Source organism: Cyanobium sp. Lug-B (genome assembly GCF_024345635.1).
Lineage (GTDB): Bacteria > Cyanobacteriota > Cyanobacteriia > PCC-6307 > Cyanobiaceae > Cyanobium > Cyanobium minutissimum.
In genome coordinates this window covers 62784-76048 of the sequence record NZ_JAGQBM010000001.1, presented here as the reverse complement: position 1 = coordinate 76048, position 13265 = coordinate 62784, and the positions used below count along the sequence as shown (strand labels likewise).

Below are 13265 nucleotides of genomic sequence, written 5' to 3'. Positions count from 1 at the left end.
TCAGATGATGGCCCGAAGGCTGAAGAAGGCACGACCGGTCTCAAGGGGGTCAAGGGAGGCCTCCATGGGCTGGGTCGAGCGCCTGGCGATCTCGATGAGACCCAGGCCGGCACCCTGGCCCGGGGTCTGGGAGTGGGGCTGGCGCAACTGCTGCTTGTAGAGCACCTTCAGCTGGGCCTTGTCGCAGTCGGCGAGTTCGTGGATCCGCTTCAGCAGGGCCTTTCCATCCTCCATCTCCACGAGGTTACCCGCACAGACGGCGTAATGGCCAGCCTCGGCGGCCGCGATCACGACCGTGGCGGAGGACTCGGCGTCACTGAAGCCATGACTGGTGGCGTAATTGCGGATATTCTGACTCATTTCAATATACACACTGAACACATCCATCACTTCTAATTCTGGTGCATGATTGGATTCAATGTGTTCCTTGAGTGCCGATCCAATCTCACCGATCAGGGTGGTGGAGATGGGGCCATTGAAGCAGATGAGGATCCGGTAGTCACTGAAGAATTCCCTCAGAGACATCAGGCTGGTGGTGGTGATCGTCATCGCGTCAGCTCCGAGATCGCCTCACCGGGGGCCTTGGTGGGCCTCGACATGGGCTCGCTGGTCATGATCGTTTGGGGCATCAGTCAGGCCTCTAGGAGAATCGGAAGGACAGGATGGTGATGTCGTCCCGCTGGGGATGGCCGCCGCGAAACTGCTCGAGGGCATCGGCCAGGGCCTGGCGCTGCTGCTCCAGAGGTTGGCGGGCCAGCCGGATCAGCCATTCCTTGAATTGCTGGGTGCCGAGGGAAAAGCCGTTGTCGCCGCCGGACTGGTCCAGAAGGCCGTCGGTGGTGAGGTAGTACGTGCAGTCCGGCAGCAACGGGATGTCGTGGTCCGTGTAGGAGCCCACCCGTTGGTCGCAGATGGCCCGATGGTCTCCCCTGAGCATGTGCATGGTTTGCCCATCACTCCAATAGAGACTGATCTTTGCCCCAGAGAATCTAAGTGTCCTGGCTTCGAAGTCAAGGCGAACCAGCCCGATGTCCATGCTGGTGGCGATCGACTTGCTCATCCTGGCCCCATGCAGCAGGGTGCGCATGGCGGTATCGGTGCAGCTCAGGATGGCGGCCGGTGAGGTGATGCCCACCTCCATGATCGATCGATCGATTCCTGCCCTGGCCAGCATGGTCATCATCGCTCCGGACACGCCGTGACCGGCGCAGTCGGCCACCCCGGCCAGGCAATGTCCGCCTTCGGAGTGGAAGATGTAGTAATCGCCACCGACCGTGTCGCGCGGCAGCCAGAGGATGAAATAGTCGTTGCCGAACGTTTCCCGCAGCTGGCGGTCCGGCAGGATCGAGCGTTGCAGCAGGCCGGCGTAGTTGATGGAGGCTTCGATCTGACGGTTCGCCTCCAGCAGTTGCCGGTTGCTGGCCTCACCGGCGATCAGGGCCTGGCGCATCTTGATGAGCACCACGTTGAAGGCCTGGGCGAGTCTGGAGATCTCGTCGTTGCTCCGGATCGTCAGCAGGCTGCTCATGTCGTCGCTCTCGATCGCACTGGCTTCCCTGACCAGCCGGGCGATGGGCAGGATGATGCGCCGGGCGATGATCTGATAAGAGATGATCGCCAGGATGACCAGCAGCAGCGTGAGGATCAGGGAGACATAGACCTCCGCCGAGCGGCTGCCGGGCACCATCAGCACCTGGATGGCGGCGATGACCAGATACAGCAGAACCAACCCATTGACAATCGCAATCAGGGTGAAGACCTGCTGAATCGATGCCGCCGGTTGTCGTGTCGGGGGGTGATGCCCTCGCCGTGGTCTGCGGAGCCTGAAGCGGTGGCCGGGGCGTTGGTCGGGCCCGTCCCCATCGGGTCCCTGGATGGGGATGTTCATCGCCTGAGGGTTGGTCGGACCCATGCTGGCCTGCAGGGTGTCGGGCAATCAGGAGCATGCTGCTGCGGCCATTCTGAGTCGAACATCCCGCCCGCGCCTCCTGATCACACCGACGTCGCCGGCCGGCCCCGGCCCACCCCGATGGCGTGGTGATTCCACCATTGGTGGCCATGGCCCCGACGATCAACAGTCGGTCACAATGGGTCACTCTCTTTCGCTCTACATGCCCCCTCGCCTGCGCATCGCCACCGGCCTGCTGGCGATGCTGCCGGTGGCGGCGGCGGCGGATCGGCTCCACTGGGGGGACGGGATCGTCTTCGTCACGTCGATCCTCTCGATCATTCCGCTGGCGATCCTGCTCAGCACCGCCACCGAGGAGCTGTCCCTCACCCTCGGGCCTTCGCTCGGGGCCCTGCTCAATGCCCTCTTCGGCAACGCCACCGAACTGATCATCGCCCTGGCGGCCCTGCGGGCGGGCCTGGTGGACATCGTCAAGGCCAGCATCACAGGCACGGTGATGGCCAACCTGCTGCTGGCCCTGGGCCTGTCGATGCTGGTCGGCGGGATCGGCCGCAGCGAGCAGCGCTTCCAGCCGGTGGTGGCCCGGGTCAACGGCTCCGCCATGACCCTGGCTGTGCTGGCGATTCTGATCCCCAGCCTGCGCGGCATGGTGGGCAACGGCGCCGGCGGCCTCGACGCGGGTGCCGCCGAGTCCTTCTCCCTGTTCGTGGCCTGGGTGCTGCTGGCCGTCTACGGCCTGACGCTGCTGTTTTCCCTCAAGACCCACCGCACCCTCTACGCCGTGGCGGAGGCTGACCTGGGCGTGGATGGCGAGGGGAGCCACGGCGATGGCGGCGCCACCAAGCCGCCCCTGCTCCCCTGGGTCGCCGTGCTGCTGGCGGCCACCGTCGGCCTGGCCTACGCCTCCGAGCTGTTCGTCGGTGTGGTGGAAACCGTCACCGAGTCCCTCGGCCTCTCGGCCCTGTTCACCGGTGTGGTGCTGCTGCCCCTGCTGGGCGGCGCCGCCGAGTACCTCACGGCGGTGAGCATGGCCCGCAAGGACAAGATGGACCTGGCGGTGTCGGTGGCCCTGGGTTCCACCCTGCTGGTGGGACTGCTGGTGGTGCCGGTGCTGCTGCTGGTGGCCCCGCTGCTCGGCCACCCCCTCGACCTCAGCTTCAACGTCTATGAGGTGGTGGCGGTGGCGACCGCGGTCCTGGTGAGCAACCTGGTCAGCCTCGACGGACGTTCGGACTGGCTGGAGGGGGTGCTGCTGCTGGCGGCCTACGCCATCCTGGCGGCCGGCTTCTTCTTCCAGGGCAGCCCCGTCCCATGAGCACGAAGCCGGACGACCGTCCGCTCTCCGCCGCCTCCGGCCCGCCCCCCGCCCTGCGCTCGGGTGGGGCCTGGACCCGCCTGCGCCACGGGGCCGGCCTGCAGCTGCTGCTCACGCTCCTGGTGCTCCAGGCGGCCCTCATCCTGGGACTGTCCTGGCTGGCGCTGCCGGCGGCCCTGCTGGTCGTCGCCCTGGCCCTGCGGCAGTTGCTGCCGCCCCTCTGGCAGCTCCTGGCCCGCCACCTGGAGGACCCCCCCACGGTTCGCCTGCTGGCGCTGCTGTCCCTGGTGCTCGCCCTGCTGGCGATCCCCCTGGCCCTGGGCTGGTTCGACCCGCTGCTGGCGATCTATCGCAACGGCGACTGGGAGGCGATCGGCGCCTTCGGGGAAGGGGTGATCGGGGCGATCGGCCAGATCCTCGTGGCCCTGGTGGCCCTGATGATCGCCTGGCGCCAGGTGATGGTGGACCAGCGGCTCACCACCCAGCAGAACCGCATCACCCAGGCCCAGACCATCGACAGCTTCATCCACGGCATCTCCGAGCTGATCAGCGACGAGGAGGGATTGCTGGAGGACTGGCCCCTGGAGCGGATGCTGGCGGAGGGCCGTCTGGCCGCCGTGCTCAGCAGCATCGACGGCGACGGCAAGGCCCGGATCCTGCGGTTTCTCTCCCACGCCCGGCTGCTGACGCCCCTGCGCCGCGACCAGCGGCTGGGGCGGGCCATCCTTGATGGGGAGGGCAGCTACGAGGAGGACCGGCAGAGGGGCGTCCCGGTGATCCGCCTGCAGAGCATGCTGCGGGGAGCCGACCTCGCCGGCACCGACCTGCGGGCCATCGACTTCAACGGTGCCGATCTCTCCGGGGCCGACCTCTCCGGCGCCGATCTGGCCGAAGCGAACCTCTCGGGCGTCAACCTGGCCGGCGCCAACTTGCAGGGGGCCAACCTGCAGGACACCCGTTTCTTCTACGGCGAAGCCCTGGAGGCCACCCCGCCCCAGCCCCAGCAGCCGCCGGACCACGCCGGCGGTGCCGGCACCGGTGCCCTGGTGGAGAACGTCAACCTCTCGGGGGTGCGCCAGCTGGATCCCGCCAGCCGGACCTACCTGGCGGCCTGGAGCGGGCCCCGCTCCCGCCAGACGATCCCCGGCGGCTGCAAGGGGCTGCCCAGCCGGCTGTAGGGGCCGCCCCTGCATGGGACCATGGCGTGGCTCCGGCATGCGCGTCGGGCCGCCCATCCAGGAGGGGTGGTCGAGTGGTTGATGGCTCCGGTCTTGAAAACCGGCGAATCGCAAGATTCCGTGGGTTCGAATCCCACCCCCTCCGTTCTTCCTTCCCTGCCCTGCACCCCCGCCGGGCTCTCAGCGGCCCTCGGCCCGGGTGGCCTGCTGGCGCAGGCGCTCCAGGCGCTCCAGCAGCGACTCGTTGCTCATGCGGTTGTTGAGCCGCTCCGCCAGCAGGGGGAAGGCCATGGGCCCCGGTCGGGGTGGATACCGCTCCAGCCACTCGCTTGCCTGTAGCCGCTCCAGGGTGCCGATCAGCCGACCCAGGTCGAGCTGGTCCTCCAGCACCTCGCCGCGGGCCTGGGCCAGCAGCAGATTGCCGGGCTCATGGCGCTGGAAGACATCGAAGAGCAGGGCGGCGCTGATCTGCAGCTGGCCGCCGGACCGGGCCTGGCCGGGGTAGCCGTTCAGCACCAGGCCGCTCACCTGGGCGATGGAGCGGAAGCGGCGACGGCAGAGCTCCGAGAGGTTCACGGCCCGCTCCAGGTCCTCCAGCAGGCCGGTGGGATCCAGCAGGCTCTCGGCGTGCTGTGCGAGCAGCTCCTCGAAGGGGTAGCCGCGGGGGGCGAGCAGCTCGAAGCCGTAGTCGTTCACCGACACCGTGAAGGTGCCCGGATGGTGCCGGGCCAGTCGCCACGACCACAGGAAGCCGAGGCCCTCATGCACGAAGCGGCCCTCGAAGGGATAGGCGTAGAGATGGCTGCCCTCCCGGGTGTGGCACAGCTCCACCAGAAACTGGTGGGTCCGGGGCAGGGCGGAGAGCTGCACCTGGCGCTCCAGCAGGGGTGCCAGGGCCCGCAGCTCGGCGGTGTCGAGGCTGAACCCCGCCTCGCCGTCAAGGGCGCGGGCGCAGCGGTCGACCTCCCGGCGCAGATGGGCGCTGAGCAGGTCGGAGAGGGCCATCTGGCCCCCGCCCCAGGCGGGCACCGTGGCGCTGCGACGCGTGGTGGCCTTGACCATCGCCGTCATCTCCCTCAGGCGCACGAACTCCAGCTGGCGGCCCGCGAAGAAGAAGACGTCCCCCGGCTTGAGCCGGCCGACGAAGGCTTCCTCCACATGGCCCAGGACGGCGCCGCGCACAAAGCGCACCGTCACGGCCCGATCGGCGCTGATCGTGCCGATGTTGAGCCGGTGCAGACGGGCGACGGCCGGTTCACGCACCACGTAGCGCCAGGAGCCGGCCGGGGCGGGCGCGGCCGGCTCCCGCTCCAGCTTGCGGTAGCGCGGGTAGGCCCCCAGGCAGTCGCCCCCCTCCTCCAGGAAGCGCAGGCACCAGTCCCAGCGGCTGCGCTCCAGCTGGCGGTAGCTCCAGGTGCGGCGCACGGCGGCGAGGGTGGCCTCGGGCTCGAAGCCCGGACCGCAGGCCAGGCTCACTAGGTGCTGGAGCAGCACATCGATGGGCTCCTGGGGCGGGCGGCGGTGCTCCACCAGCCCCTCCCCCAGTCCCCGGCGCATCGCCGACACCTCCAGCAGCTCCAGGGCGTTGGTCGGCATGAACAGCACCTGGGCCGTTCCCCCGGGCTGGTGGGCCGAGCGGCCCGCCCGCTGCAGCAGCCGCGCCAGGTTCTTGGCGCTGCCGATCTGCACCACCCGTTCCACCGGCTGGAAGTCGACCCCCAGATCCAGGGAGCTGGTGCACACCACCCAGCGGATCGCGGCGGCCTTCACCCCGGCCTCGATGGCCTCCCGCTCGGCCCGGTCGATGGCGCTGTGGTGCAGGGCCAGGGCCCCCTCCATCTCCGGGCAGGCGAAGCGCAGGCACTGGTGCCAGCGTTCGGCCTGGTTGCGGGTGTTGGTGAACAGCAGGGTGGAGACGGCTGGGTCGAGGGCGGCCACCAGCTCCTCGTACATGCGCAGCCCCAGGTGGCCGGCCCAGGGGAAGCCATCGATGGTGTCGGGCAGCAGGCTGCGGATCTGCGTGTCCCGCCGGATGCGGGCGGTGATGATCCGCGGCTCGCCGTCCACCCCCACCGCGGCCCGGGCCGCCTTCTCCAGATTGCCGATGGTGGCGCTGATCGCCCAGGTGCGCAGGGCCGGCCGCCGGCTGCGCAGCCAGCTCAGGCAGAGCTCGGTCTGGGAGCCGCGCTTGCTGCCCATCAGCTCGTGCCACTCGTCGATCACCACCGCCTCCAGATCGGCGAACAGGGCCTGGGCCCGGGGGCCGGCCAGCAGCAGGGAGAGGGATTCGGGCGTGGTGATCAGGATCTGGGGCGGGGCCTTGAGCTGCTTGCCCCGCTCATGGCTGCTGGTGTCGCCGTTGCGCAGCCCCACCCGCAGCGGCCAGCCCATGGCCTCGATCGGCTCCCGGATCGCCAGCAGCAGATCCCGGCTCAGGGCCCGCAGGGGCGTCAGCACCAGCAGCCGCAGGCCCGCGTCCGGTCCTGCGCCACCGTTCTCGGCCAGCATCGCCGCGATCGGTCCCATCACGGCCGCGTAGGTCTTGCCGGAGCCGGTGGGCACCTGGATCAGGCCGCTGGCCCCCTCCAGGTAGGCGCGCCAGCACTGGCGCTGGAACGGCATCGGCCGCCAGCCGCGGGCACGGAACCAGGCTTCGATCGGCCGCAACGCCGCCGCGGGGGAAGGGGTCAAGGGGGGGCGGGGCGGGAACGGCTCAGGTGGAGAGCACCGCCACCACCACGGCGGCGATGGCCAGGATCACGGCCCCCAGCACCACCCCGGCGGCGATGTTGCCCCGGCGGATCTCGGCCCGGTAATCGATCGGGGAGAGGCGATCGAAGAGCAGCAGCCCGACATAGATGAGGATGATGCCCAGAAAGGTCCAGCCGACCATCAGCAGCATCTGGAGCAGTGGTTTGACCATCCCCGCGTCACGAAGCCGGACCCACCGTAGGGACTGCCCGGAGGCCGCCCTCTGATGGGGACGTCCTCCCCGGGCGGACAGCGGGATCCGGCGCTGCTGCTCTGGCCGCTGGCCAGCCTGGTGCTGCCGCTGCTGCCCCTGCTGGTGCTGGCCCTCTCGGCGCTGGAGTGGCCCCGGCGGCTGGTGATGGTGGTGCCGGAGGGCCAGCGGGTGCTCAGTGCCCCCTTCGAGCTGCGGGACGGCTGGCTGGGCAGCCCGCAGCTGACGCTGGCGGCCGAGATCCCCCCCAACAGCAGCATCGAGCTGGATGTCGCCCTGCTCGACGCCAGCGGCCGCACCGTGCTTGCTCTCACCAAGGACGGCTGGCGGGCCAGCGGCACCTGGGCGGAGGACGGGGAGAGCGGCACCTGGGAGGAGGGCGACGCGGGCGTGGCGCTGGACTTGCGCCCCGACCGAAACGGACGCTTCCAGCTGGCGGTGCAGCTGCAGGATCTGCTCGATGAGGCGGGTCGCCCCCTGCCGCAGCCTGTGGTGGTGCGCGGCAGCGTCCGCAACCACAGCGTCGACGCCCCCCTGCTCCTGTTCACCGCCGTGGTCACGCTGGCGACGGCGCTGGTGCTGCTGAGGGCCTGCTACGGCATCGGCCGGGGCCGCTGGATGCGGCGCAGCGGTGACGGCGTCAGCGCGATCCGCTGTGACGCCGGTGGCTCCGGTCTGGTGCGGGTGGGGGTGGAGGCCCGCTGGGAGCTGCCCGATGACGATCCCCCCCTGGGCCAGCCGCCGGCCACCGCCACCCTGGAGCTGCAGGTGTGCGACGCCCTCGGGCGCCCCCGCCTCCGGCACCGGCAGACGCTGGCCGTGGCCCATCGCTCCAGCGATGGGGACCATTGGCTGTCCGCCCGCCAGGTGATGCATCTGCGCCTGCCGGAGCCGGGCAGCCACCGCTTCCGCGTGCAGCTGCCCGAAAGCTTCCGCGCCGACGGTGACCTCTGGGAGCTCGAGTGGCTGCGGCTCACCGTGGAGGACGGGCTGCGGACGGCCCGACCGGTCCCGGTGCTGTCCCTGGACGGGGCGATGGAGGGCCGCTGAGATGGTCGACGAGCGCGCGCTGCTGATGCTGCTGACGGTGACGGTGGTCGCCGCCGGCACCGTGACCGCCATCACCCGTCCTGGCCTCTGGCGCCTCGGTCAGGAGGGCACCCCCGCCGCCTCCAGCGGCGTCCGCTACGGCGGCAGCTACCGCTCCGGTCGCTGGGTGACGGCGACGCCCCGCCGCCAGGACTGGACGGGGTTCCAGGGGCGCGGGCCGGGCGCGGCCAAGTGACGGCCCGCAGCCTTCCGCCCCTGAGCCCCCTGCAGGTGCGGGTGTTGCTGGCGGCGGCGGCCCTCTCCTCCAGCGTCAGCCTGGTGCTGGAACTGATGCTGGTCACCCAGGCCAGCTATCTGTTGGGCGACCATGCCCTGGCCACCGGCGTGGTGGTGGGCACCTTCCTGGCCGCCATGGGCCTGGGCGCCTGGCTGAGCCAGTTTCTGGCCGCCGGGCCCGATCCCGGTCTGGCCCTGCTGCAGTGGTTCCTGGGCGTCGAACTGGCCCTGGCGCCCCTGTGCCTGCTGGCGCCCCTGGGCCTGTTCGCCATCTTCCGGCTGGGGGGGCCGGTGTGGCTGGGCCTGGTGGTGTTCACCGTGCTGGTGGGGGCGCTCGGCGGCATGGAGGTGCCGCTGCTGACCCGGCTGCTGGAGTGCGGTCAGCAGCTGCGGGTCGCCCTGGCCCGGGTGCTGGCCCTCGATTACCTGGGCGCCCTGGTGGGGGCCCTGCTGTTTCCCCTGGTGCTGCTCCCCTGGCTGGGGTTGCTGCCCACCGCCGGCTGGCTGGCCCTGATGCCCCTGGTCAGCTGCGTGGTGATCGCCGCCGTGTTCCCGGTGGGGAGGCTCTGGCGCCGCTCGATCGCCCTCGCCGTTCCCGTGGTCGCCCTGGCGGGCCTCGGACTGGTCCCCCTCGGCGACCGGATCGAGGACGGCCTTTACGAGGATCCGGTGGTGAGCCGTCTCCAGAGCCGCCACCAGCGCATCGTGCTCACCCGCCGCCGCGACGACCTGCGTCTGTTCCTCGACGGCCAGCTGCAGTTCTCCAGCCTCGACGAGTACCGCTACCACGAGGCCCTGGTGCATCCGGCGATGGCCTGGCACGGCCGGCCGGTTCGCGTGCTGCTGCTGGGGGCGGGCGATGGGCTGGCCCTGCGGGAGGTGCTGCGCTGGCCGGCCGTGCGGCAGGTGGATCTGCTGGAGCTCGACCCCGCCATGGCGCGGCTGGCCCGGGAGCAGCCGTTCCTGAGGCGGCTGAACGGCGCCAGCCTGGAGGACGGCCGGGTGCGGCTGGTGTTCGGCGACGCCTTCGAGCGGGTGCGTCAGCTGCGGGGCCCCTACGACGTGATCATCGCCGATTTCCCCGACCCGTCCACGCCGGCCCTGGCGCGCCTGTACAGCGTCACCTTCTACGGGCGCCTGCTGGGCCGGCTCGCCCCCGATGGCCTGCTGGTCACCCAGGCCTCGACGCCGTTCTTCAGCCCCAGGGTGCTGGCCTCGATCCAGGCCACCCTGGGCGAGCTGAACCTGACCACCCGCCCCTACGGCGTGGATGTGCCCAGCTTCGGGCCCTGGGGTTTCGTGCTGGCCCACCGCGGCCCGCCGCGGCCGTCTCCGGCCGTGCTTCCGTTCCAGGGCCGCTGGATCGACCAGGGGCAGCTGGAGCGCCTCTTCCCCCTCAGCCGGGATCTGGCCCTGCCGCCGGGGGAGCGGGTGCTGCCGAATCGCCTGCACCGGCCGGTGCTGGCCGAGTACCAGCGCCAGGGCCGCTGGCGCGAGAACTGACCGGCCCCCGCGGCGGCGACGGGACGGGGGCGACGGCCTCCATAAGCTGGGCCCGCCGGCCTGGTTGCTCCGGCCCCTGAGCGCCTCGATGGCTGTCTGGCTTCTCCTGCTCCTGCTGCTGCTCGCCGCCGTCGCCCTGCTGCTCTTGCGGCGGACCCGCCTGCGCCGCCGTGCCCCGACGCTGCAGGGCCGCACCCTGTTCAACCTCACCACCGGCGACATCGTTCAGCACGACGGCCGTGACTGGGTGGTGGAGGACCGGCTGCTCTACGACGACGACGGCTTCCAGTGGCTGGAGTACCTGCTGCGCGACGGCACCGAGGGCCGCTGGCTGAGCGTCTGCGAGGACGACTGGCTGGAGGTGAGCTGGCTGGAGGACGTCCCGGCCGCCGAGCTGGAGGGTCTGACGGCCGACTTCCCCGAGCACCTGCGCTGCCGCGGCCAGCTCTATCACCTCAAGGAGACGGGCCGGGCGTCGGTGACCGCTGCCGCCCGGGTGATGAACCGGCGCCTGACGGGCTGCCGCTACGGCGATTACGAAGGGGCCGACGGCCGGGTGTTGTCCCTGGAGCGCTGGGAGGAGGGCGCCGATCCGGGGCCCCCGGAGCTCAGCCTGGGCCGGCGCATCGACCCGGCGGCGCCGCTGCTGCTGCCCGGGGATGGCCGTTCGGTCTACCGCTGAGCGGGATCCGATCGCTGATCTGGATCCGACCGGGGAGCCGGGCCCGATCGCGCCGGGATGGCCGGGTCCTCCAGCAGCGCCAGGGCACTGAGCAGGCTGTCGGCGGATTCGGGGGTGCGGTCGCGGCGCCAGCGCAGGATGCGGGGAAAACGCACCGCCAGGCCGCTGCGGTGGCGGGAGGAGCGCTGGAGGCCCTCGAAGCCCAGGGTGAAGACCTGCAGCGGTTCAACGGCCCGCACCGGACCGAAGCGCTCGGTGGTGTGGCGGCGGATCCAGCGGTCCAGCTCGGTGATCTCGCCGTCGTCGAGCCCTGAGTAGGCCTTGGCGAAGGTCACCAGGCGGCCTTCGCCGTCCCAGAGGCCGAAGGTGTAGTCGGTGTAGAGGTTGGCGCGGCGGCCGCTGCCGGCCTGGGCATAGAGGAGCACCGCATCGAGTTCCATCGGCTCCAGCTTGTGCTTCCACCACAGCCCGCGGCGCCGCCCGACGCCGTAGGCCGAATCGAGCGCCTTGAGCATCAGCCCCTCGGCGCCCACCGATCGGGCCCGTTGCCGCAGGGCTTCCAGCTCCTCCCAGTGGCCCAGGGGCAGCACCGGGGAGAGGCGCAGGAGCCCGGCAGCGGGGGTGGAGGCCGCCTCCGGCAGCCGCCGCACCAGGTCCTCCAGGGCGGCACGGCGTCGGCCCAGGGGCTCGGGGCGCAGGTCCCGGCCCCCCCGTTCCAGCAGGTCGTAGGCCACGAAGGCCGCCGGACACTCCCGCAGCAGGGCGGCGCCGGGCTTCTGGCGCCCCAGCCGCCGCTGCAGGGGACCGAAGCCGGCGGGCTGGCTCGCCCCGGCCGGCCAGACGGTCAGCTCCCCGTCCAGCACCGTGCCCGGTCCCAGCAACGCGGCGACCCCCTCCAGCTCGGGGAAGCTGGCGTTGATCAGGTCCTCGCCCCGGCTCCAGAGAAAGGTCTGGCCGTCGCGGCGGATCAGCTGGGCCCGGATCCCGTCCCACTTCCACTCCACCTGCCAGCCGGCGGGATCGCTGGCGGCGAGGCGCTCCGCCTCCAGGGGGGAGGCCAGGCAGAAGGGATAGGGGCGGCTGATCGGCGCGGCGGCGCCGGCCTCCAGGGGCGCCAGCAGGGCCTCCATCGCGGCGGCGGAGGGCTCGAAGCCGCCCATCAGCCGGTGGGCCAGCTCCGCCTCCTCCAGCCCCGACACCTCCGCCAGCGCCCGGGTGACCAGGCCGGCCGCCACACCCACCCGGAAACCGCCGGTGAGCAGCTTGTTGAACAGGAAGACCTGTCCCTCGGGCAACCCCCCCCAGATCTCCAGCACCGCCTCCGCCTGGGCTTCGGCCTCCAGGGCGCCCAGGGCCGGCAGCCGCGTGCCCATCCACTCGGCCAGAGGGAGCTCCAGGGGCGGGGCCGGCGGCAGGCCCAGCCGGGGCAGCAGCAGGGCGATGGTCTCGGCCGAATCCCCCACCTGGGCGTGGCAGGCCTCGAACAGCCAGTCCGGCAGGCCGGAGCGCTCCAGGGCGATCTGCCGCAGCCGCCGGCCGGTGATCAGCCGCCGGCGCCGCTTGCCGAGCAGCAGGGCCAGGGCCCAGGCGCCATCGGCCGGATCGGCGGCCCTGAAGTAGGCCGCCAGCGCCTCGACGCGGGCCTTGGTGCCGCTGCTGCGCTCCAGCTGCTGGAAGAGGTCGGCGAAGGCCCGCATCGGCTCAGGCCAGGGGCGCTTCCGGCAGCCCCAGCTCCCGTCGCCAGTCGGCCAGGGGCCGCTCCCAGCCCTCCTCGAGCTTGAAGGTGATCAGGCAGCGGGCCTCCAGGCCCATGGCGAAGCCCCGGGCCAGGGCGCGCAGCAGCGGTTCGAGCGGTTCGTCGTCCTGAAGGGTGCCGAGCAGGCCACCGAAGATCAGCAGCACCGCCAGGGGGGAGCGCACCTGGGCCAGGTTGAAGGCCTGCAGCCCCAGCTCGCCGGGGCCGTCGATGCCGAAACCGGTGAGCACGTGGATGATGTCGTGGGTCTCCCGCAGCCGGTGGGTGATGTACTCCGCCGGTGAGCTGATCGGCCGGGGATCGATCAGGCTGTCCGGCGTCAGATTCAGGCGCTGCAGCTGCTCGGCGTAGGTGCGACCCAGGCTGCCCACGGGCAGGGCCGCCAGATGGGCCAGGTCGACCGGCTCGGGCCGCCAGCCTTCCGCCACCAGGGCGGCCATGGCCGGGTTCTCCAGCAGGTGTCGCTGCATCTGGCTGGCCAGGGGGCTGCCCTGGAGGCTCCGGGCCACCCCGAAGACGCTCTCGAGCTCCGTGGGGTTCTTCAGGAAGGCGGCCAGGCCGGCCACCATCCGCAGCGACTGCAGACGTTGCTGGAGGTTGAACCGCATGGGGCAAGCCGTCGCCGGAGTGGGAG

The 13265-nt window shown here is 71.3% G+C and carries 12 protein-coding genes and 1 tRNA gene; 7 read left to right on the top strand and 6 right to left on the bottom strand.

Annotation, left to right across the window (positions count from 1 at the left end):
- Both siaB and KBY81_RS00385 read right to left on the bottom strand, forming a co-directional pair.
- Window positions 1-549: a biofilm regulation protein kinase SiaB gene (siaB, locus tag KBY81_RS00390; RefSeq protein WP_106220081.1), complete on the bottom strand. Its 549-nt coding sequence runs from the start codon at window positions 547-549 to the stop codon at window positions 1-3.
- Window positions 550-640: 91 nt separating this feature from the next.
- The gene (locus tag KBY81_RS00385; protein WP_219903939.1) at window positions 641-1729 is read right to left on the bottom strand and encodes a SpoIIE family protein phosphatase; all 1089 of its coding nucleotides are present in this window, start codon (window positions 1727-1729) and stop codon (window positions 641-643) included.
- Window positions 1730-2111: 382 nt separating this feature from the next.
- Between KBY81_RS00385 and cax the strand changes: the two genes are divergently transcribed.
- From cax to KBY81_RS00370, 3 genes are all read left to right on the top strand, one after another.
- Complete coding sequence (cax, locus tag KBY81_RS00380; RefSeq protein WP_106220079.1) at window positions 2112-3224, top strand: calcium/proton exchanger; 1113 nt, start codon at window positions 2112-2114, stop codon at window positions 3222-3224.
- On the top strand, window positions 3221-4402 hold the full coding sequence (locus tag KBY81_RS00375) for a pentapeptide repeat-containing protein (RefSeq protein ID WP_254975148.1): 1182 nt from the start codon (window positions 3221-3223) through the stop codon (window positions 4400-4402). Before cax ends, KBY81_RS00375 begins: the two co-directional genes overlap by 4 nt.
- Window positions 4403-4462: 60 nt before the next feature.
- Window positions 4463-4547, top strand: a tRNA-Ser gene (locus tag KBY81_RS00370).
- Window positions 4548-4582: 35 nt separating this feature from the next.
- Here the strand turns inward: KBY81_RS00370 and KBY81_RS00365 are convergent.
- Window positions 4583-7093 (bottom strand): ligase-associated DNA damage response DEXH box helicase, encoded by a 2511-nt coding sequence (locus KBY81_RS00365; protein ID WP_254975147.1) that lies wholly within the window; start codon window positions 7091-7093, stop codon window positions 4583-4585.
- 22 nt (window positions 7094-7115) lie between these two features.
- A complete protein-coding gene (locus KBY81_RS00360) occupies window positions 7116-7325 on the bottom strand; it encodes a DUF350 domain-containing protein (RefSeq protein WP_094584670.1) in 210 nt (69 codons plus the stop codon).
- 54 nt (window positions 7326-7379) lie between these two features.
- Between KBY81_RS00360 and KBY81_RS00355 the strand changes: the two genes are divergently transcribed.
- The 4 genes from KBY81_RS00355 (at window position 7380) to KBY81_RS00340 (ending at window position 10875) form a co-directional block, all read left to right on the top strand.
- On the top strand, window positions 7380-8414 hold the full coding sequence (locus KBY81_RS00355) for a hypothetical protein (protein ID WP_254975146.1): 1035 nt from the start codon (window positions 7380-7382) through the stop codon (window positions 8412-8414).
- A gap of 1 nt (window position 8415) precedes the next feature.
- Complete coding sequence (locus KBY81_RS00350; RefSeq protein WP_106220075.1) at window positions 8416-8649, top strand: hypothetical protein; 234 nt, start codon at window positions 8416-8418, stop codon at window positions 8647-8649.
- Window positions 8646-10193: a polyamine aminopropyltransferase gene (locus tag KBY81_RS00345; protein ID WP_254975145.1), complete on the top strand. Its 1548-nt coding sequence runs from the start codon at window positions 8646-8648 to the stop codon at window positions 10191-10193. The genes KBY81_RS00350 and KBY81_RS00345 overlap by 4 nt, the downstream gene beginning before the upstream one ends.
- Before the next feature lie 88 nt (window positions 10194-10281).
- On the top strand, window positions 10282-10875 hold the full coding sequence (locus KBY81_RS00340) for a DUF4178 domain-containing protein (protein ID WP_254971458.1): 594 nt from the start codon (window positions 10282-10284) through the stop codon (window positions 10873-10875).
- Here the strand turns inward: KBY81_RS00340 and KBY81_RS00335 are convergent.
- Window positions 10866-12572, bottom strand: a complete 1707-nt coding sequence (locus KBY81_RS00335; protein WP_254975144.1) for an ATP-dependent DNA ligase — start codon at window positions 12570-12572, stop codon at window positions 10866-10868. The genes KBY81_RS00340 and KBY81_RS00335 overlap by 10 nt on opposite strands.
- 4 nt (window positions 12573-12576) lie before the next feature.
- Window positions 12577-13239, bottom strand: a complete 663-nt coding sequence (locus KBY81_RS00330; protein WP_254975143.1) for a Coq4 family protein — start codon at window positions 13237-13239, stop codon at window positions 12577-12579.
- Window positions 13240-13265: the final 26 nt, after the last annotated feature.

Coding starts and splice junctions, on each gene's coding strand:
- KBY81_RS00330 (WP_254975143.1), bottom strand. CDS start 13,239: ATGCGGTTCAACCTCCAGCAACGTCTGCAGTCGCTGCGGATGGTGGCC.
- siaB (WP_106220081.1), bottom strand. CDS start 549: ATGACGATCACCACCACCAGCCTGATGTCTCTGAGGGAATTCTTCAGT.
- KBY81_RS00350 (WP_106220075.1), top strand. CDS start 8,416: ATGGTCGACGAGCGCGCGCTGCTGATGCTGCTGACGGTGACGGTGGTC.
- KBY81_RS00360 (WP_094584670.1), bottom strand. CDS start 7,325: ATGGTCAAACCACTGCTCCAGATGCTGCTGATGGTCGGCTGGACCTTT.
- KBY81_RS00375 (WP_254975148.1), top strand. CDS start 3,221: ATGAGCACGAAGCCGGACGACCGTCCGCTCTCCGCCGCCTCCGGCCCG.
- KBY81_RS00340 (WP_254971458.1), top strand. CDS start 10,282: ATGGCTGTCTGGCTTCTCCTGCTCCTGCTGCTGCTCGCCGCCGTCGCC.
- cax (WP_106220079.1), top strand. CDS start 2,112: ATGCCCCCTCGCCTGCGCATCGCCACCGGCCTGCTGGCGATGCTGCCG.
- KBY81_RS00335 (WP_254975144.1), bottom strand. CDS start 12,572: ATGCGGGCCTTCGCCGACCTCTTCCAGCAGCTGGAGCGCAGCAGCGGC.
- KBY81_RS00355 (WP_254975146.1), top strand. CDS start 7,380: ATGGGGACGTCCTCCCCGGGCGGACAGCGGGATCCGGCGCTGCTGCTC.